The organism is Roseateles sp. GW835-FHT13E02 (assembly GCF_058794035.1).
Genome location: NZ_JBXAGJ010000040.1, coordinates 1 through 18,356 on the forward strand (window position 1 = coordinate 1; position 18,356 = coordinate 18,356).

Annotated in this window: 16 protein-coding genes; 15 read left to right on the forward strand and 1 reads right to left on the reverse strand. The window is 64.1% G+C overall.

Annotated features, from left to right (window positions below):
* Nucleotides 1-486: 486 nt before the first annotated feature.
* The 13 genes from AC1Q6P_RS23660 to AC1Q6P_RS23720 all read left to right on the forward strand — a co-directional run bounded on the left by AC1Q6P_RS23660 (nt 487) and on the right by AC1Q6P_RS23720 (nt 13,356).
* The gene (locus tag AC1Q6P_RS23660; RefSeq protein WP_492666224.1) at nt 487-1,944 is read left to right on the forward strand and encodes an MFS transporter; all 1,458 of its coding nucleotides are present in this window, start codon (nt 487-489) and stop codon (nt 1,942-1,944) included.
* Between the two features lie 2 nt (nt 1,945-1,946).
* Nucleotides 1,947-2,732, forward strand: coding sequence for a hypothetical protein (locus tag AC1Q6P_RS23665; RefSeq protein WP_492666225.1), 786 nt, complete (start codon nt 1,947-1,949; stop codon nt 2,730-2,732).
* 181 nt (nt 2,733-2,913) lie between these two features.
* A complete protein-coding gene (locus tag AC1Q6P_RS23670; RefSeq protein ID WP_492666226.1) occupies nt 2,914-4,413 on the forward strand; it encodes a hypothetical protein in 1,500 nt (499 codons plus the stop codon).
* A complete protein-coding gene (locus tag AC1Q6P_RS23675; protein WP_492666227.1) occupies nt 4,410-5,102 on the forward strand; it encodes a hypothetical protein in 693 nt (230 codons plus the stop codon). The genes AC1Q6P_RS23670 and AC1Q6P_RS23675 overlap by 4 nt, the downstream gene beginning before the upstream one ends.
* A 556-nt stretch (nt 5,103-5,658) precedes the next feature.
* Complete coding sequence (locus tag AC1Q6P_RS23680; RefSeq protein ID WP_492666228.1) at nt 5,659-6,558, forward strand: N-acetylmuramoyl-L-alanine amidase; 900 nt, start codon at nt 5,659-5,661, stop codon at nt 6,556-6,558.
* Nucleotides 6,559-6,687: 129 nt separating this feature from the next.
* Nucleotides 6,688-7,698, forward strand: coding sequence for an ABC transporter permease (locus AC1Q6P_RS23685; RefSeq protein ID WP_492666229.1), 1,011 nt, complete (start codon nt 6,688-6,690; stop codon nt 7,696-7,698).
* Nucleotides 7,699-7,702: 4 nt separating this feature from the next.
* Nucleotides 7,703-8,644, forward strand: coding sequence for an ABC transporter permease subunit (locus AC1Q6P_RS23690; RefSeq protein WP_492666230.1), 942 nt, complete (start codon nt 7,703-7,705; stop codon nt 8,642-8,644).
* Between the two features lie 3 nt (nt 8,645-8,647).
* Nucleotides 8,648-9,652 carry an ABC transporter ATP-binding protein gene (locus AC1Q6P_RS23695; protein WP_492666231.1) on the forward strand — a complete coding sequence of 335 codons (1,005 nt, stop codon included), beginning with the start codon at nt 8,648-8,650 and terminating at the stop codon, nt 9,650-9,652.
* A complete protein-coding gene (locus AC1Q6P_RS23700) occupies nt 9,642-10,619 on the forward strand; it encodes a peptide ABC transporter ATP-binding protein (RefSeq protein WP_492666232.1) in 978 nt (325 codons plus the stop codon). The genes AC1Q6P_RS23695 and AC1Q6P_RS23700 overlap by 11 nt, the downstream gene beginning before the upstream one ends.
* A 107-nt stretch (nt 10,620-10,726) precedes the next feature.
* On the forward strand, nt 10,727-11,185 hold the full coding sequence (locus AC1Q6P_RS23705) for a hypothetical protein (RefSeq protein ID WP_171826620.1): 459 nt from the start codon (nt 10,727-10,729) through the stop codon (nt 11,183-11,185).
* Between the two features lie 51 nt (nt 11,186-11,236).
* Nucleotides 11,237-12,190, forward strand: coding sequence for an agmatinase (gene speB, locus AC1Q6P_RS23710; protein WP_492666233.1), 954 nt, complete (start codon nt 11,237-11,239; stop codon nt 12,188-12,190).
* 150 nt (nt 12,191-12,340) lie between these two features.
* Nucleotides 12,341-12,772 (forward strand): VOC family protein, encoded by a 432-nt coding sequence (locus tag AC1Q6P_RS23715; protein WP_492666234.1) that lies wholly within the window; start codon nt 12,341-12,343, stop codon nt 12,770-12,772.
* Nucleotides 12,773-12,795: 23 nt separating this feature from the next.
* Nucleotides 12,796-13,356 carry a hypothetical protein gene (locus AC1Q6P_RS23720; RefSeq protein WP_492666235.1) on the forward strand — a complete coding sequence of 187 codons (561 nt, stop codon included), beginning with the start codon at nt 12,796-12,798 and terminating at the stop codon, nt 13,354-13,356.
* Here the strand turns inward: AC1Q6P_RS23720 and AC1Q6P_RS23725 are convergent.
* Complete coding sequence (locus AC1Q6P_RS23725; protein ID WP_492666236.1) at nt 13,290-15,740, reverse strand: DUF3857 domain-containing protein; 2,451 nt, start codon at nt 15,738-15,740, stop codon at nt 13,290-13,292. The genes AC1Q6P_RS23720 and AC1Q6P_RS23725 overlap by 67 nt on opposite strands.
* A gap of 450 nt (nt 15,741-16,190) precedes the next feature.
* Between AC1Q6P_RS23725 and AC1Q6P_RS23730 the strand changes: the two genes are divergently transcribed.
* On the forward strand, nt 16,191-16,460 hold the full coding sequence (locus AC1Q6P_RS23730; RefSeq protein ID WP_492666237.1) for a hypothetical protein: 270 nt from the start codon (nt 16,191-16,193) through the stop codon (nt 16,458-16,460).
* Nucleotides 16,461-16,529: 69 nt separating this feature from the next.
* Entirely contained in the window at nt 16,530-18,158 is a 1,629-nt protein-coding gene (locus tag AC1Q6P_RS23735; protein ID WP_492666238.1) for an ABC transporter substrate-binding protein, read from the forward strand.
* The last annotated feature ends 198 nt before the right edge of the window (nt 18,159-18,356 follow it).

The window sequence follows — 18,356 nt, forward strand, 5'->3', positions numbered from 1 at the left end:
TCGGGCGAAAACTTCGGGGACTTCTTCATGGCTCCATTCTCCAGAGTTGGAGCCTCCTCGAAACCCGGGGCGATTCAAGCAAGAATACTAAGAGTCGGCTTGTTGTCCGAGAACGCCGCGACTTCCGTAAGGCTGGTCGCCGAATAGACAAGGGTTAACGCTAGGCATCTAGGTCGCCCCCCCTTTTGTGGGGCGAGTTTTCGAACGCTAAGGTCGACACATTGTGTAACACTCCGCATCGCAAGGCACATTACTAGCTACCGATACCCTCTTCAAAAAGAGTGGCGATGTCGTTTCGGTTTGCACCCGGATTCAAGCATCAGCTAGAACCTGTGGCGGAGCTGGGGTAGCGGAGCTACACCAACATGTTGGAAAAGTTGCTGCACGACTACTGTGCGGCGAACAGAGTATCAGTGTCGGGCGATTCGGAGACCGCAACCGAGTCAGATTCGAATAAATAAATCACTAGGGTCGAACGGGAGGACTATGCCGACGTACAACAACTATGAAGGACAACTAGCGGCGAGACTGGACGAATTCCGCGCTCGCGGCCAGAAAGAGGGTTCAAAGAACAGGCCTCCCCCACACGCGCAAGCTCCCGACCAGAACGAGTCAGAGCTTCGTGCAGAGGGCGAGAAGTGGCTGGGAAACGAACAACGAATCTTTGACGCTTCTCTCACAGAAGCGTCAAAAAGCGCGATGGAAGCGCGGCAGAAGGTCGTCGAGCTTCAGACGAGCTATGAGCAACTAGTTCGCGAAGACTCCGCGCTCGCCGCTGTGAATGCAGAACTAGCGGGAGACCGGCCGCAGCTCGTTCGCGCGACGGCTGCCCGATTGCGTGCCGAAGCGGACATCCGATACTTCCGAGCGACCAACGATATTCATGAGGAGGCTGTGTACCCGGAAAGCCGCTACATGCACTTCGGCATCATCGCTGTTCTGGCCATATTGGAAGTTGTGGTCAACGCTTTCTTCTACGAGAACAGCCAAGGCCTTCTAGGCGGCGTGACCGTCGCTCTTGGCATCGCAATCATCAACATCGCCCTGGCAGTTGTCCTTGGTGCAGCGTTCCGGTACAAGAACCTTGCGGCACCCAGCTTAAAAGCCCGTGGCTGGATTTGCTTTGCGTTATTTGTATTCGTTGTCATCCTGTGCAACTCGTTGTTTGCCTCCTTCCGCAGCGAGTATCAGGTGGTGGTGGATCCATCAGAGCCAGCGCAAGTCGCGGCTGCTTTTCAACGGGCATGGCCCGACGCCTGGCTCATCTTCAAACTTGAGCCGCGTTTCCAAGACCATTGGAGCTTCATTCTCTTCGGAGTGGGCGTCATCCTAAGCATTGGTGCGTTCTTCAAGGGCTACACCATGGATGACAAATTTCCAGGGTATGGGCCCAAGGACAGAGCGTACAGGGCGACCATTGAGGAAGAACATCAGCAACAGCAAAAGGCTCGGCAAAAGGTGAAGGAGCTGCTCCATCACCGGAAGGCGGCTATACAAGCTGCGTTGCAAGAGCCGCTCACCCAAGTTGCAATGATTGCTCGGCGAATTGCCGACCTCGGTCACGCACGTCAGTCTCTCGAGTCGCAGGCTGCTGCAGTCCATAGAGACCACTTGCTAGTTGCTGAATCCTATCGGCATGCCAACACGGCGGTACGATCCGTCACCGCGCCTGAGTACTTTGGGCAGAAATCCGCGTTGTCAACCGTGGTCAATGGAAGTGCTGCGGATGCAGTCAGTGCGGATTTGACGAACGTTCAAGATGAACTGAAAGTCCTTGGCGACAAGCACCGCGAATCGCTTAACGCAAAACTTAAGGGGCTTCAGGAAGACACCAACTCAATTCTCACGCAGTCTGTCGCCGCATATCTCGCGGACGTGCGCAGCGAAGCTGAGGATGAAATCGCTTCGTTGTCCCACACCCTCCACAGGCCTGTGGCGGTGTAAGCATGGCGCTGTCGAAGAAGGACAAGCACGGCGTGCTATTGATGTGTGGCGCGGGCGCGGTCGCCATTGTGATGCTCGGCGCGACTATGGTGTTGGGGAAGAAGCCGAAACCGGATGCAGACGGATGTATTGGAACGCCAGTCGCCAACACCGTAATCGTCCTTGACCATAGCGAGTCATTGGCGGACCAAACCCGCGCGGAGATTTCCGCTCGGGCAATGAGCTTCGTGCAAGATAGGGTCGTGACCAATGAGCGGGTGTCGGTTTTTACTATTTCGAGCATTAGCCGGAAGTCGCTCACGCCAATTTTTTCCCGTTGCAAACCGCAACGCGAAGGGAATCGACTCTATGAGAACACCAAAGGACTGGAAAAGGCTTTCGATAAGCTTTTCATAAAGCCGCTGGAGGAGGCCCTGCGTAGTCCTCCTGAGAACTCCAAAGAGTCTCCCATCGCACAGGCTCTCATCGACGTGTCACTGTCGCAGTACCTTCGCGGTGGACATAGCTCGTTGCTGGTTTTCTCGGACCTAATGGAACATACCCCACCCAAATTCTCGCTCTACAGCTGCGCCGATGCTGCGCGCACTGTGGCCTCTTTTCGAGATGCAAGGCGCGGAGCCCAAGAGAGGCCAAAGTTTGCGGGAACAGCGGTCTATTTGAACGTCGTTCCACGGATGGACCTGCCAAAGGCAAGCTTGAAGTGCCGAGATCAACTCTGGCCATGGTTCTTCGGCGACAACGAAGGCGCTGGCGCGAAGACCGAAATCGACTTTTTGCCCGGTGCGTGATATGTCTGCAATTCATTTGATTCCGACCACTATGAAGAGCGGCGATGGATTCTTTTCTGTGTTGTGGAGAAGCGCAGTTACCTCGCTTCTACTGCTTGTCGGAGCTACCGCTCTTCATCTTCCGCCCTGGGTGTCGATGCTTGGGGGAGGAGCCCCGCTAGTCTGGTATCACTGGTCCTACTTGGCGCCGCGCGCGAAGGGCGGCCTAAGTCAGACTGCTATTGACAGCGTCTACTACTTTGGCTTTCTCATCACTATTGCTGCATTGGGCGTCAGCGCCGTCAGTCTTGCACTTAGCGGTGGCAATGAGCCGCTTGCAGGCATTGCATTCCAGTTCGGCCTGGGTTTGCTAGCAACAGGCTATGCGGTTTTCGCGCGCATGCACCTATCTAGCATCTCAAAGCTAGTCGACGATGCAAGTCCTGAGGCCGTGCTGGACAAGTACGTGCAGCGTTCGCGAGAACTGGTCACCAATGTTGAGTTGGCGTCAACGCAGTTCGCCGAGCTCTCAAACAGCCTTATTCTTAAGTCACAGCAAGTGGCAGAAACCGCACGCATCACCACAGAGAAGGCGATGCTGGATATGGCCCGGGCTTTCGATCAGGAGCTTCGCGGGACACTCGCATCCGCCCGCCACGGATTGACTGAAATTCGTGGCCTTGTGAATGAGACCTCGTTCGTTGAAGAGCGGGACGCACTTGCGCGAAGCGTCCGGGAGACGCTTGACTGTGTAACAACGCTCAATGCTGCCCTGGCGGAGTTCGCAAAGCGCGCTACTGAGGGAGCCATCACGGCGGAGGGCGTAGCAGTTTCCCAGTCGAAACTGACCGTATCTGTGAAAGAGCTAGACCAGAATCTTCAACAAGTCGGCAGCAGTGATGGACATCTACTCACCTCTTCGCGGGCTGTTATTGAAGCTCAGCAAGTGCTTGCCGATGGAACCAGAGTGTTGGGGGAGGCAGTGGGCGAGCTCGGCGACATTACCGCCACAGTGTCGGGGATGGGGCTCACGTTCAAGAACATCAAGACGCTCACGCTGAAGGCCAATGAGCAGATGGTGGCTCTGGTGGAGACCTCTGAAAAATTGGATGACGCGACGCGCCATTTTGCAAACTCAGCCAATACGACTGACCGCCTCGCACAGAGTGTGGAGCGAGTGACAGCCGCCTTGCCGAAGCTAGAAGGCGGCATCCAGTCGCTCGACGGGCAGCTCCTTGGCTTGAATGCGACCGTGGGGAATGTCAACCGAGACCTGTCGACACTTCCCCCGGCAGGAGAAGAGGCTATCGAGCTCAGTCTGAAGTTGCGCGAGGCGCTGTCGGCTGTTCAGCACTTACTGCAGGCCTCTGAATCAAATGCGAGTCAGCTTGCAGCACACGCGAGCGCGCACGCATCTGCGCTGGAGAAAGGGGCGAGACTCGCCGACCAGGTTGGAAGAGTTGAAGAGGCCGGCGAAAGCATCGGTTTGGTGTTGAGCAAACTCGGTGGCTCCGTCGAGGCATTGCAAGCCCGGCTAGGTGTCTCTGCTGGAAACTTGAGCAACGTCATGGCAACTGCAACTCAGTCGCTGGAAGACGATATCAAACGTTCAACCGATGTAGCTCGGATGTTTAGCGAGCGCCTCACGAACGTTGCTCAAATCATCATCGACCGAACGCAGCAGGGGGCCCGGCCGACATGAGACGTAGCGACGACGTCTTCTTCTTCACGCTAATCGACTTTCTGCTGCAGGTCCTGTTCTTTGGCCTGCTGCTATTCGTGGTGTGGCAGATACAACAGCAAGAGAAGAAAGCCAAGGCGCTCGCAGAGGTCGAGGCGACTCAAAGGTTACTGGTAGGCGCAGGAATCTCGAGTATCACTGAGCTAACGGACTACCTCACGAAGATGGTGCCACTGGACCAGCTTAGAGGGACCAGCGAATTTGTCGCCCGCAACGGCGGGCCGGACGTGGTGAAAGGTGCCGTAGCTGCGGCCAGCGCAGCTGGCGGTGTTGACAAAGTTTCCGCGCTGGCGGGTCAAGTGAAGTTGCTGAGTTCTCGGGTGACTGAGCTCGAGGGTGGATGGGGAAAAGCTTCGTGCCTCCCCAATGTCGTTGTGAACGGGAAGCTTCAGCCGAAGTCGATTGCCCGTGTTGTGGTTGAGGACGCCTCTGTAACGCTCGAGGAGCCGGCACCTGAAATGCTCGAGCTTCTGCGCCGGCACGGCTTGAAATTCGACGACGTGCAAAGACTGAGTCTCGCTAGCTTTAGACAGACTTTCGCGCCTGTGGTGGCGAAGCAGCCCGAGTGTCGGTACTTCTTGTCTGCTGTTACAAGGACCCAGTACCTGGAGCCGATGAGGGCAGTATGGTCTGCATTTAGAACGCAATGAGAGGTCTCAATGCACCAGCATGACGCCTTGAAGGCAAAACTTGATGAACTGGAACGAGTGGTTCTTGCGTTACTGGAGCGACAACGGGGTATTGGAGAGGGGCTACCACCTTTCGGGCAATCTGAGCCCACTAACCCAAACATGCAACGAGCTCCGCATTCAACAGGCGCGGTTGCCGCGTTTTTGAGCCGGCTGTTCGGAGGGCGGAGGTAGTCTCTATTCAAGATTTGGGAGCTCCGAGGGGAGCAGGCGCAGAGCAGCCGTTGGTGAATTTCCGCAATCGTTTAGGTTTCTCCGACACCTGCCCGGCGAGCAGCACAGGTCGGCGCGTCGTGCCGATCTGAGGGCGAAAGCTTGATCCCAGCCTGCTCGACAGCAGACGACAGACCAAGGGGAGGAGGGTCAAGCCTTGAATTTCAAGGCCTCGTTCCTTATTCGGTGCCTTCACTTGAGGGTGTCCAAACATGGGTGCCTCGCACAAAAGCGTTCCGCCCCGCTTCGGCAACAATGCCCCCCTGACGCCCCCACCCGCCCCAGCCGACGCCATCGCCCTCCCATGACGCCCCCCTCCCCACGTTTCTCCCTCAGCCTCCCCACCGCCGCCCTCGCCCTGCTCCTCAGCGCCTGCGCGACGACCACCTCCACCCCAACCGAACCCACCGGCCCCAAGATCGACCGCAGCTATACCTCCGTGGCGCAAGACAGCCGGGCGCTGTTCATCGTCTTGCACTACACGGCGCTGGATTGGGAGAAATCGCTGAAGGTGCTGGCCACAGGCGGGCAGGTGAGCGCGCATTACCTGGTGCGGGACGAGCCGGCGGCGATTTACCAGCTGGTGGATGAGAACCGGCGGGCCTGGCATGCGGGGGCGAGCTTTTGGGCGGGGCACAGCAATCTGAATTCGGCGTCCATCGGCATCGAGATCGTCAACCCCGGCTACAAGGACACGGAGCTGGGCCGCGTCTACCCGCCCTACCCGCAGGCGCAGGTGGACGAGATCATTGCCCTGGTGCGCGACATCGCCAAGCGCCACAACATCCGGCCCGAGCGCATCATCGGCCACTCGGACATCGCACCCGGCCGCAAGCAGGACCCGGGCCCGAGCTTCCCCTGGAAGCAGTTGGCAGATGCCGGCCTGATCCCCTGGCCCGACCCGGTGCAGGTGGCGGCCAAGATTCCGCTCTACGCCGCCCTGCCGCCGGACGCGGCCTGGTTCCAGGACAAGCTGACCCGCGTGGGCTACAGCACCTCGCGCAGCGGCATCGAGGACGAGCTGACCAAGGCGACGATTGCCACCTTCCAGAGCAAGTACCGCCCGCGCGACTGGAGCGGCGCCATGGACGCCGAAACCGCCGCCCTGCTCGATGTGGCCACCAGCCCGGGCGGTATGCTGCTGGCCAAGTCCATGGCGGCGCCGGCGAACGAGCCGGCCAAGCCGCTGAGCTCGCGCTTCTGACTGAACACGAAGGACCGCGCCGATCTGACAGAAACCTGAGCGGCAGCCACCAGCGGCGCTCGGACTGCATGAGACCCTGATGACCCCGCTGGCACCCACCACTCTTTCGACACCGATCTCCCGCCCCTCGTGCTGACCTTTCTGCTCAAGCGACTCGCCACCCTGCTGCCCACGCTGCTGGGCATCACCCTGGTGGCCTTTGGCCTGATCCGGCTGGTGCCGGGCGACCCCATCGAGATCATGATGGGCGAGCGCCGCCTGGACGCGGCCACCCATGCGGAGCTGATGGCCCGCATGGGCCTGGACCAGCCCCTGCATGTGCAGTACGGCCAGTACCTGGCGCAGCTGGCGCGCGGTGACCTGGGCCTGAGCCTGGTCAGCCGCGAGCCGGTGGCCAAGGAGTTTGCGGCCCTGTTCCCGGCCACGGTGGAGCTGGCCCTGGCGGCCCTGCTGCTGGCGGTGAGCCTGGGCCTGCTGCTGGGCGTGACGGCGGGGCTCAAGCGCGGCTCGCTGCTGGACCAGGGCGTGATGGGCGTGGCCACGGTGGGCTACTCCATGCCGGTGTTCTGGTGGGGGCTGATTCTGATCATGTTCTTCTCGGTGCAGCTGGGCTGGACGCCGGTGTCGGGCCGCATCGGCATCGAGTACGACGTGCCGGTGCGCAGCGGCTTTCTGCTGATCGACAGCTGGCTTTCGGGCGAGGAGGGCGCCTTCCGCTCGGCCTGCCTGCACCTGCTGCTGCCGGCCACCGTGCTGGGCACCAGCACCATGGCGGTGGTGGCGCGCATGACGCGCTCCAGCATGCTGGAGGTGCTGCGCGAGGACTACATCCGCGCCGCCCGCGCCAAGGGCCTGAGCCCGGCGCGCGTGGTGCTGCGCCACGGCCTGCGCAATGCGCTGATCCCGGTGCTGACGGTGATCGGCATGCAGACCGGCAGCCTGCTGGCCGGCGCGGTGCTGACCGAAACCATCTTCTCCTGGCCCGGCATCGGCAAATGGCTGATCGACTCGATCGCCCGGCGCGACTACCCGGTGGTGCAGGCCGGCATCCTGATCTCGGCCCTGACCTTCATTGGCGTGAACCTGCTGGTGGATGTGTTGTATGGCGTGGTCAATCCGCGCATCAGAAGTGAGCGGTGAGGAAATGACGACCCCTTCGACACCGACACCGCTGACCCCCAGCGCACAGGAAGAGGATCAGCTGCTGGTGCAAGAGCAGCCGCCCGGCCCGTTGCGCGAGTTCTGGCAAGGCTTTGCCGCGAACCGCGGCGCCCTGGCGGCGCTGGCCGTGTTTGCGCTGATCGCCCTGGCTGCGCTGTTCGCGCCCTGGGTGGCGCCGCACAGCCCGATCGAGCAGTACCGCGATCACATGCTGCAGCCGCCGGTCTGGGCCGAGGGCGGCAGCGCGCGCTTCCTGCTCGGCACCGACGAGCTGGGCCGCGACATGCTCTCGCGCCTGCTGCATGGCGGGCGGGTGTCGCTGGGCATCGGCCTGGCCTCGGTGCTGCTGTCCTTGCTGCCGGGTGTGCTGCTGGGCCTGCTGGCGGCGTTTCATCAGCAATGGCTGTCGCCGGCCATCATGCGGGTGATGGACATCATGCTGGCTCTGCCGGGCCTGCTGCTGGCCATCTGCGTGATCACGGTGCTGGGCCCGGGCCTGGTGAACACGGTGATCGCCATCGCGATCGGCGCCCTGCCCGGCTACACGCGGCTGACGCGCGCCGCCGCCCTGGCCGAGATTCACAAAGACTATGTCACCGCCAGCCGCGTGGCCGGCGCCGGCCCGCTGCGCCTGATGTTCAGCGCCGTGCTGCCCAACTGCATGGCGCCGCTGATCGTCAACGCGACGCTGAGTTTTTCTTCCGCCATCCTGGAAACCGCGGGCCTGGGCTTTCTGGGCCTGGGCGTGCAGGCGCCCACGCCCGAGTGGGGCACCATGCTCAGCGCCGCGCGCGACTATATGCAGCGCGCGCCCTGGGTGGTGACGCTGCCGGGCCTGACGATTCTGTTCAGCGTGCTGAGCATCAACCTGATCGGCGACGGCCTGCGCGACGCGCTCGATCCCAAACTGAAACGGACGCGTTGAGCCATGGCCGAGGACGCATTGCTATCGCCACCGTCATCACCCTTGCTGCGCATCGAAAACCTGCGGATCGAGTTCGGCCGCTTCCCCGCCGTGGACGGGCTGGACCTGAGCCTGGCGCCGGGCGAGCTGCTGGGCATCGTCGGTGAATCGGGCTCGGGCAAATCGGTGGCCATGCTGGCCTTGATGGGCCTGGTGGACGCGCCCGGCCGCGTCAGCGCCGACCGGCTGGAGTTCCAGGGTCAGGACTTGCTGCGCTTGAACGCGCGGGAACGCCGCCGCCTGATCGGCCGCGACATCGCCATGGTGTTCCAGGACGCGCTCTCCAGCCTGGACCCGAGCTACACCGTGGGCGCGCAGATCGCCGAGGTGCTGCAAACGCACCTGGGCCTGCGCGGCGCCGCTGCGAAAAAGCGAGTGATGGAGCTGCTGGAGCTGGTGGAGATCCCCGATGCGGCGCGCCGCGCCGAGGCCTACCCGCATCAGCTCTCGGGCGGCATGAACCAGCGCGTGATGATCGCCATGGCGATCGCCTGCGGCCCCAAGCTCCTGATCGCCGACGAACCCACCACCGCCCTGGACGTGACCATCCAGGCCCAGATCATGGAGCTGCTGCTGCGCCTGCAGCGCGAGCAGGGCATGGGCTTGCTGATGATCACCCACGACCTGGCCGTGGTGGCCGAGATGGCCCAGCGCGTGGCCGTGATGTATGCCGGCCAGGTGGTCGAGACCGGGCCGCTGCCGGCCCTGTTCGACGCGCCGCGCCACCCCTACACCGCCGCCCTGCTGGCCGCCATCCCCGAGCACAACCGCGGCGCCCGCCGCCTGGCTGCCCTGCCCGGCATCGTGCCCGGCGCGCTGGATCGCCCGGCCGGCTGCCTGCTGAGCCCGCGCTGCGCGCAGGTGCAGGGGCGCTGCCGCGGCGAACGCCCAGCCCTGACCAACGAAGGCGTGCGCTGCTTCTTCCCGCTGACGCCTGCGGCCCGATTGGAGGCGCAGCATGAGCAATGAACACGTGAGCCAACCGGTGCTGCTGCAAGCCGAGAACCTGAGCCGCCACTACCGCGTCAGCCAGGGCCTGTTCCAGCCCAAGGCCACGGTGCGTGCGCTCGATGGCGTCAGTTTTCGCCTTCGGCCGCGCCAGACCCTGGCTGTGGTGGGCGAATCGGGCTGCGGCAAATCGACCCTGGCGCGCCAGCTGACCCTGATCGAGCCACCCAGCGCCGGCCGCCTGCTGCTGGGCGGCGAGGCCACGGCCGGCGCCGACGGTGCGCGCCTCAAGGCGCTGCGCCAGCAGGTGCAGATGGTGTTCCAGAACCCCTTCAGCTCGCTCAACCCGCGCAAGAGCATTGCCGCCACGCTGGACGAGCCGCTGCTGATCAACACCGCGCTCAGCAAAGCCGAGCGGCGCGAGCGCATCGAGGCGCTGATCACCCAGGTGGGCCTGCGCCCCGAGCATCTGGCGCGTTACCCGCATATGTTCAGCGGCGGCCAGCGCCAGCGCATTGCCATTGCCCGGGCCATGATTCTGCAGCCGCGCATCGTCGTGGCGGACGAGCCGGTGTCGGCCCTGGATGTGTCCATCCAGGCGCAGATCCTCAACCTCTTCATGGACCTGCAGGAGCAATCCGGCACCAGCTACGTCTTCATCTCCCACAACCTCAGCGTGGTTGAGCATGTGGCCGACGAAGTGATGGTGATGTACCTGGGCCGCGCGGTGGAGCTGGGCGAGAAGCGCCGCATCTTTGCCCAGCCCCTGCACCCCTACACCCGCGCGTTGATGAGCGCCACGCCGGCCCTGCACGCGGCCGAGCGGCGCGAGCGCGTGCTGCTCAAGGGCGAGCTGCCCAGCCCGCTGAACCCGCCCAGCGGCTGCGCCTTCCACAAGCGCTGCCCGATGGCGGTGGCGCGGTGTGCGCAAGAGGCGCCGGTGCTGCGTGAGGTAGAGGGCAGGCAGGTGGCTTGCCACCAGGTCTGAAGCGCGGCGAGCCCGGCTGACACCCCCAGTCTCGGCTTTCACCGACAATTTGCCTTTGTTGCGCAGCCCGCTGTTTGCGCATTCCACACCCAAGCCTCACTCACGCCATGCTGACCGACCTGATCGCCGCCTCCGCCGAAGACGCGACCGTGATTCCCCTCACCCCGGGCCACGCCAACATCTGGCCCACGCTGGAGGTCTCGGGCGTCGAGCCCACGCAATGGGCCAGCCTGCGCCTGATCCTCAAGCAGCAAGCCACGCCTGGCGCCATGGACGCCGCCCCGGTGGCGCTGAGCCACGCCATGCAAGATTTCGAGCGCGTGGGCCCGGCCGGCGAGCAAGGCGACCCCTGGCTGGTGGCCCTGCCCGAGGAACTGGGCACCCTGCTGGCCCAGCTCTCGGAAGACCAGTTCCCCGCCCTGGCCCGCGCCTGGCTGACGGCCGAGGCCGAACGCCGCCCGCATTGGGAAGCGGAAGCGCTGGAGTTTCTGGTGGCCGATCTCGCCGCGTTCTCCGCAACTGCAGTGGCGCAAGGTCACCGCCTGTTCTTGTGGATCTGCCCCTGATCGCTCCCTGATCGCGGCAGTGCCGGGCTTTGTTGAATGGAGCGCACGACGATGAGCCACTTTGCTTTTCTCAGCCAGAACGCCTTCATGGGCTTGTCGCCCTCCCAACAAAGCAGCAGCGACACACCCTTCGGCCTCGCTGGCATCGCCTGGGACGGCTGCGTCACCAACCGGCCCGGCGCGCGCTTCGGGCCCTCGGCCATCCGCCAGGCCAGCCAGATGCTGTGCGACGGCATCCACCCGCTGTTCGACACCACGCCCGAGGGCCAGCTCCACGACCACGGCGATCTGGCCCTGCCCAACACCAGCCTGGAGGCCATGCGTGCGGCCATGATGCCGCTGATCGCCCCGCTGATCGCGCGCCAGCACATGGTCTGGCTGGGCGGCGACCACAGCATCACCCTGCCCCTGCTGCGCGCCTACCGGGCGCAGCAGGGCCAGCCGCTGGCGGTGATCCATTTCGATGCGCACTGCGACACCTGGGTCGATCATTTCGGCGAGCCCAGCGGCCACGGCACCTGGGTCTATGAGGCGATTCAGGAAGGCCTGGTGCGGCCCGAGTGCTTTGTGCAGTTCGGCATCCGCTCGGCCGGCCAGCGCGAGGCGCGCGAGTACGTGGCCGACCAGGGCGGCCTGATCTTCAACGCCCGCGCCCTGCGCGGCCTGGACAGCCCCGCCCAGCTGGCGCCGCTGCTGCAGCAGGTGCGCGAGCGCATGGCCGCCCACGGACACCCGCCCGTCTACCTGAGCCTGGACATCGACTGCCTGGACCCCGCCTTCGCTCCCGGCACCGGCACACCCGAGCCCGGCGGCATGAGCAGCAACCAGGTCTTCAGCATCCTCGAAGAGCTGGTGCCCCAACTCAACTTCGTCGGCATGGATTGCGTGGAAGTTTCGCCGCCTTACGACCACGCCGAACTGACCAGTTATGCAGCTGCGCAGTTTGTCTGGACGTATCTGTGCGCGCGGCTGGCAGCTCGCAGCACAAGCGTCGGCGCCGACTGATCCCGCAGGGCGGAATGACGACCAGGGCGCTGGGCGGAGCGGTCATGGCCTGCCGGCAGGCGACGGAGCTTGGATGCGCAGCATATCGGCGTTACGCTGCGTCGTCGGCAAACGGCCGAACGCCACGACCGCCCCAGCGCGGCAGCCGCCATGAGCACCCCCTACCTGATCGTCAACTCGGCCAGCCTCGCCCTGGCTTTTTACAAAGACGTCTTCGGCGCCGAGGAGAAGGTCTGCCTGCCCCTGCCCGACGGCAAGATCGCCCATGCGGAGCTGCGCCTGCCCGACGGCCTGCTGATGTTGGCCGACGAGTTTCCCGAGCAAGGCTACCGAAGCCCGCGCAGCCTGGGCGGTTCGCCGGTGTCCATCTATCTGCGCGTCGCTGATGTGGACGCCGTTTTCGCCCGGGCCCTGGCCGCCGGCGCAAGCAGCCTGATGGACGTGGCCGACCAGTTCGACGGCGACCGGCGTGGCAGCCTGATCGACCCCTTCGGTCATGTCTGGCTGATCGCGACCCGCAAGGAGCAGGTCAGTGACGAGGAGCTGGTCCGGCGCTTCACGGCGGCCATGCAGCAGGGCTGAGGGCAGGGCCTGGACGGATCATCATGAGCAAGTTCGTTCCCGCGCATTTCAGCGCCCCTGAGTCCGCCGCGCTGGGCGGTCTGTTCCTGCTGCAAGGCCTGGGCCCCCAGCATGCCGACGCCGACTTCGCCGCTGTGCGCGACAGCGCCGATCACATCCGCCATGTCTTCGGCCCCGACAACGGCTGGCCAGACGCCTCGCTGAGCTTCGAGGAGAACCTGGCCGATCTGCAGCGCCATGCCCAGGAGTTCGAAGAGCGGCGCGCGTTCAACTACGCCCTGCTCTCAGCCGAGGGGAATGACTACCTCGGCTGCCTCTACATCAAGCCCATCAAATCGCGCCTGGCCGTGGACGCCCGGCGCGAGCGCTTCCAGGCCCAAGCGTTTTTCTGGCTGCGCCACCCCCTGCCGGCCAGCAGCCCAGACCTGGATGCCGACACCGTGCTGCGCCAGCTGCAAGCCTGGCTGGCCCGCGACTGGCCTTTCCGCCCCGGGGCCGTGGCCTTTCCCGGCCGGATTCAGGGCTGGGCAGAGTGGGCGGCGATGGCTTCGGGCGCCAATGTCTGTGGGGCGGCGGGCGACTGAGCGGCAAAGTCAGCGCCGCTCTCCGCTCGGTAGCGGACCACAAAGGTCTTGCGCACACGCTCCGACTTCAGCACATACCAGCTCCAGAAGGACAGCACCACAGCAGAGCGGATGAGTTCAACAATGTCCTTGCTGCTGCTTTGATCCTCCAGCACCGGAATCTGAGCCAACAACACTTGATCCAAGGTCGCGAAGCACACGACCGCCCACATATAGCCCAGGTAGACGGGGACAGCGCTGGCTCTGCGCTTGAAGAACAGCAAAGCCAGCAAGCACCATCCGACCGCCTGGGCCAGCAGTGCGACCATTTCCAGCAGCAGCATGGGAGCCATCATCGGGTGGTAACGGGCACCGCCCGGCATGGTGAACATATGCCAGGTCTGCAGGCCATAGGCCGGCCATGCGCTCCAAGCCCCATAGGCCACATAGCCACCTTGGATCAAAATGCCCAAGGCCAGCAGCCACAAGAGCCCACCCAAGGGCTCGCCCGCGGCGCTGAGGGTGTCCCCCGGCTTCCTGGCGGGGTCCCAGCGGTACAGCCGCAAGGCAAGGTGCACCAACAGAGCCAGCGTCAAACCACCGAGCAAAAGCACAGGCAGGTTCAGCCCGGCCGATTCGCTGGAGACCTGATCCCCTGCAGCACTCGCGCCGGGGTCGGTCTTGTAGACCACATAGCCCAGCATCTTGCGCGCCTTCTCGACATTGGCCGCATAGGCCGCGGTTGCATCGGCGGGCACATGGTCCGCCAAGGAGCGGTAGTGGTCGCGAATCAAGAGCCGCTGCCCATCGCCCTGGATCTCGCGGCTCAACTCAAAGGCGCGATCTCGAACTTCCTTCACTTCATTCTTGAAGGTCCAGGATTCAGGCAGGAGCAACTCCACCTCGTGGCGCATGTCCTGCGGGTGCGGCAAAGCCAGCGGCGCGTTGCGGATGGTGTCGCGCGGCGACTGAAGCAGGGCCAGCAACTCGGGCACCTCCAATGAGGCTTCGAGGCGCTTTTCTGCCTCCACGCGGGCAAAGAAGTCCTTGACCCGGTAGCGCTCAAGCACCTGGATCTTGTTCACGGCGGGCTGCTCGTCGCGAACTTCGAAGGGTCGGTCCACCACGATGCCAGGGTAGTAGCGCGCGTAGTAGTTGAGGTAGCGCTGCTGAAGTTCCGCTGCGTTTTCAGCCGACAGGTTGGCGCGCATCTGCTCGGCGCTCAGGCCCTCCACCTGGGTTGTCACCTCCATGAGCGCGGCTTCATTCAAACCGGCTCGCGCATCCAGGCGCACGCTCACCTGACGCTTGCTCCACATGGCTGGCCCCGACTCCATGGCTGTCAAGGCCTGCGTGGACGGGTCGACCACCAGAGCCAGTGCATAACTGGACTGGCCCAGGTCGTCCAAAGGCCCTGGCTGGCTGCTGCGCGTGGGATCGAGCCAATAGGTCTTGCCGTCGACCTCGGCACGCACGATGACGTGGTTGAAGGCACTCGGTCGAGGCAGAACCTGGGCCAATGCCTGCCTCTGCTGGGTGTGAACCAGCGCGGCACGAGCCGGCACACCCAGATGATGCAAGAGCGTCAAGGTGAGCAGCGTCTTGTCTTTGCAGTCGCCAAAGCGGCGCTTGAAGACGAGCTCGGGCGGGTTGGGCGCATGGGAGCCGGCGCCCACCTCCACCCCCAGGTAACGCACTTCTCGTTGCACCCAGCGCAAGGCCTCGGCCGTGCGAGTCTTGGCATCAAGCCCCAGGCCGGAGATGCGCTTCACCTCGGCGCGCAAGCCAGCGGGCAGTTGCTCTGGAACCTTGTACAAGGGCAGTGCCCAGGCGGCCACGTCCGACCACTTGCCAAAGTCGCCCCATTGCACCATGGCATAGGGGTCGTACCAGGCCGGTGAGTCCGGGCTCAGCTGCAGGCCCTCTTGGCCCTCCTTGTGCCACACCAGCTCCTGCTGATCACCACGCTGAACACGCCGAGGTTCCGGTGCGCCGTTCAAGGGCCGCAGGTTCAAGGGGCGACCGGCCGGCCAGAGCAGGCGCGCATGCAGCCTCTGGACGGGACTGCCCCATTGCAAATCGAAAGTGCCAAAGAAGCGATCGCCAAACACCGGGTTGCTGCCGCTCACGGTGTAGGCGTACTCGACCACATCTCCGACACGCACGTCGTCCAGGAAGGCATGTGCGGTCTTGCTGCCGTCGTAGATCAGGTAGTCCAGCTCTTTTTCACGTTGAACCACCCGCCACTCAACCGCAGGAAGCCGCTCATGGCGACGCCCCTGGCGATGAACCGCAACCGAGTGCACCACCAGCTGCTCGTAGGCGGGATCAAAGCGGATCTCCAGATTGGCGGCGCTCTCGAGGCCCTTCTCGTTCAGGGCCTTCAAGGCGTAATGACGAAACATCTGGCGCTGCTTGCCATCCACCCGCGCTTGCACGTCGGAGAGCAGGTACTGAATGCCCTGCCGAGACTGCTCCGCACCGGATGCACTGCCCTTGGGGACTTGGACCTCGCTGACCCATGATGGGCTTGGTCCGCTCAGCTGCTGAAGCACCTGACCCGCCGGAGGCGCCTTGGGCGCTTGAGCCAGGGCTGGATTGCCGCCGCTGAACAGCCCGCACACGGCCAGCAACGCGCACGCGCGCAAGCACCACGAAGTCAAAACCTGGCCCATCAGCCTCCCCTTCCGTACTCATGTTCTTGTGCCGGCACGGCATCTGCCGCACCTGGCCGCTCAGCGGCTTTGCTGGCCGAACTATTGTCTGGGTGGCGCGTCTGCTTCGCCCTAGGGCTTGCCCGCGACAGGCAGAATTCCCTTTCACCTCCCTCACAACGCCGCTGCCAACCCTCGCTCATGTACCGACTCACCATCTCCGAGAGCTTCCAGGTCCAGATCGAGGGCCAGCCGCCGCGAACCTGGTATGCGCTGGAGGGCGCTTTTGACGGCGAGCATCAGCTGCCGGCCATCGGCAGCCTCTTGCTGGTGCAAACGCCGGACGGCCGCAGCGTGGCGGCGCAGCTGGCCGCCCGCTCCATCTTCGAGCGCGAGGCCTCGTTGCGCTTTCATGCGCTGGAGGAGCAGGGCTTTGCGCCGGGCTCGCTGGTGCTGTGGCGGCAGGGCTGAGGCCGCATGCCGGCCGGTGAGCCCGAGCTGGCGGTCTATAGTTCCCGCCAACCCTGATTGCCTCGACCGATGAACGCGCCTGCCTTCTCCCCACTTTCTCGCCCCGCCTCCTCCTTTCGCATCGCCGGCCTCGCGCCGCTGAGCCTGGCCCTGGCTGCGGCCCTGCTTGCGGTGCCGGCCCTGGCGGCCAAGCCGCTGATCTTCTGCGCCGACGCCAGCCCCGAGGGCTTTGACCCCGGCCTCTGGGACAGCTCGACCACCAACAACGCCAACCGGCAGATGTTCCAGGGCCTGCTGGCCTTCAAGCGCGGCAGCACCGAGCTGGTGCCCAAGCTGGCCACGGCCTGGCAGATGTCGCCCGACGCCAAGACCCTGACGCTGACCCTGCGCCGCGGGGTGCAGTTCCACAAGGCCCCGGGCTTCACGCCCAGCCGGGCGATGAACGCCGACGATGTGCTCTTCACCTTCGGCCGCTTCCTGAACCCCGAGCACCCCTTCAACAAGGCCTTCCCGGCCACCTTCGTCTATCCGCAGAACATGGGCCTGGCGCAGATGGTCGAGGGCCTGGACCGGGTGGACGAGCACACCGTGCGCTTCCGCCTGAAGCAAGCCAACGCCAGCTTTGCGGCAAATCTGGCCATGGTCTGGGCCTCGATTCATTCGGCCGAGTACGGCGCCCAGCTGCTCAAGCAGGGCCGCGCCAACCAGATCAACAACCAGCCGGTCGGCACCGGGCCCTATCGCTTCAAGTCCTACGCCAAGGACGATGTGCTGCGCATGGAGCCCCACCCCGAGTACTGGGGCAACAAGCAGGCCGGCGCCCTGGTCTTCAGCATCAGCCGCGAGGCCAATGTGCGGGTGCAAAAGCTGCTGGCCGGCGAATGCCAGGTGGCCGCCGCCCTGCGCGATGTGGACCTGGCAGCACTCGACGGCAAGTCCGACATCACGGTCATGAAGACCCAGGCGCTGAACATCTCCTACCTGTCCTTCAATCTGAAGAAGGCACCCACCGACCAGCGCGAGGTGCGCGAGGCCCTGGACATCGCCATCGACCGCAATGCCATCTTCAAGGCCTTGTTCCCGCGCGGCGATGCGCTGCAGGCAGTGAGTGCGTTCCCGCCCTCCATCCCCGGCTACAACAGCAAGCTCAAGAACGAATACAACCCAGCCCGCGCCCGCGAACTGCTGGCCAAGGCCGGCCATGCCAAGGGCCTGGAGCTGGACCTCTGGGCCCTGCCCGTGGCCCGGCCCACCAACCCCAACGGCCAGCTGATGGCCCAGCTGATCCAGCAGGACTGGGCCAAGATCGGCGTCAAAGCCAATATCAAGACCTACGAGTGGGGCGAGTACCTCAAGCGCGCCAACCAGGGTGAGCACAGCGTCTACATGAGCGGCTGGAGCGGTGAGACCGGCGACGCGGATGAGTTCCTGACGCCCAATCTCAGCTGCGCCGCCAACCAGAGCGGCATCAAGTTCTGCAACAAGGAATTCGACGCCCTGATCGACGCCGCCCGCGCCACCCCCGATGCCAAGAAACGCCAGGCCGCCTACGAGAAAGCGCAAGAGATCTTCAAGCGCGAACGCCCCTGGATCACCATGGCCCATTCGGCCATCTACATGCCGGTGCGCCGCGACGTGAGTGGCTTCATCATGGCCCCGAACGGCAGCGTCGATTTCGAGAACGTGCAGCGCAAGTAAGCGGACAGCGGCGACGAATCAGCACAGAGTGTCCGGGTTCGTCACAGAACAGCCGACGGTTTTGCTCGTGAGGCCCTGCAGCCCGTGCCGCCACCGGGCTCATGGTTCCGGGGTCGGCCCGGGCGGGCCGACTTCCCTGCGCTGCTCGCACCTCGGGGCTGGCGCATAACTCACTCCGCTCCCTGCGTTCGCTTCGTT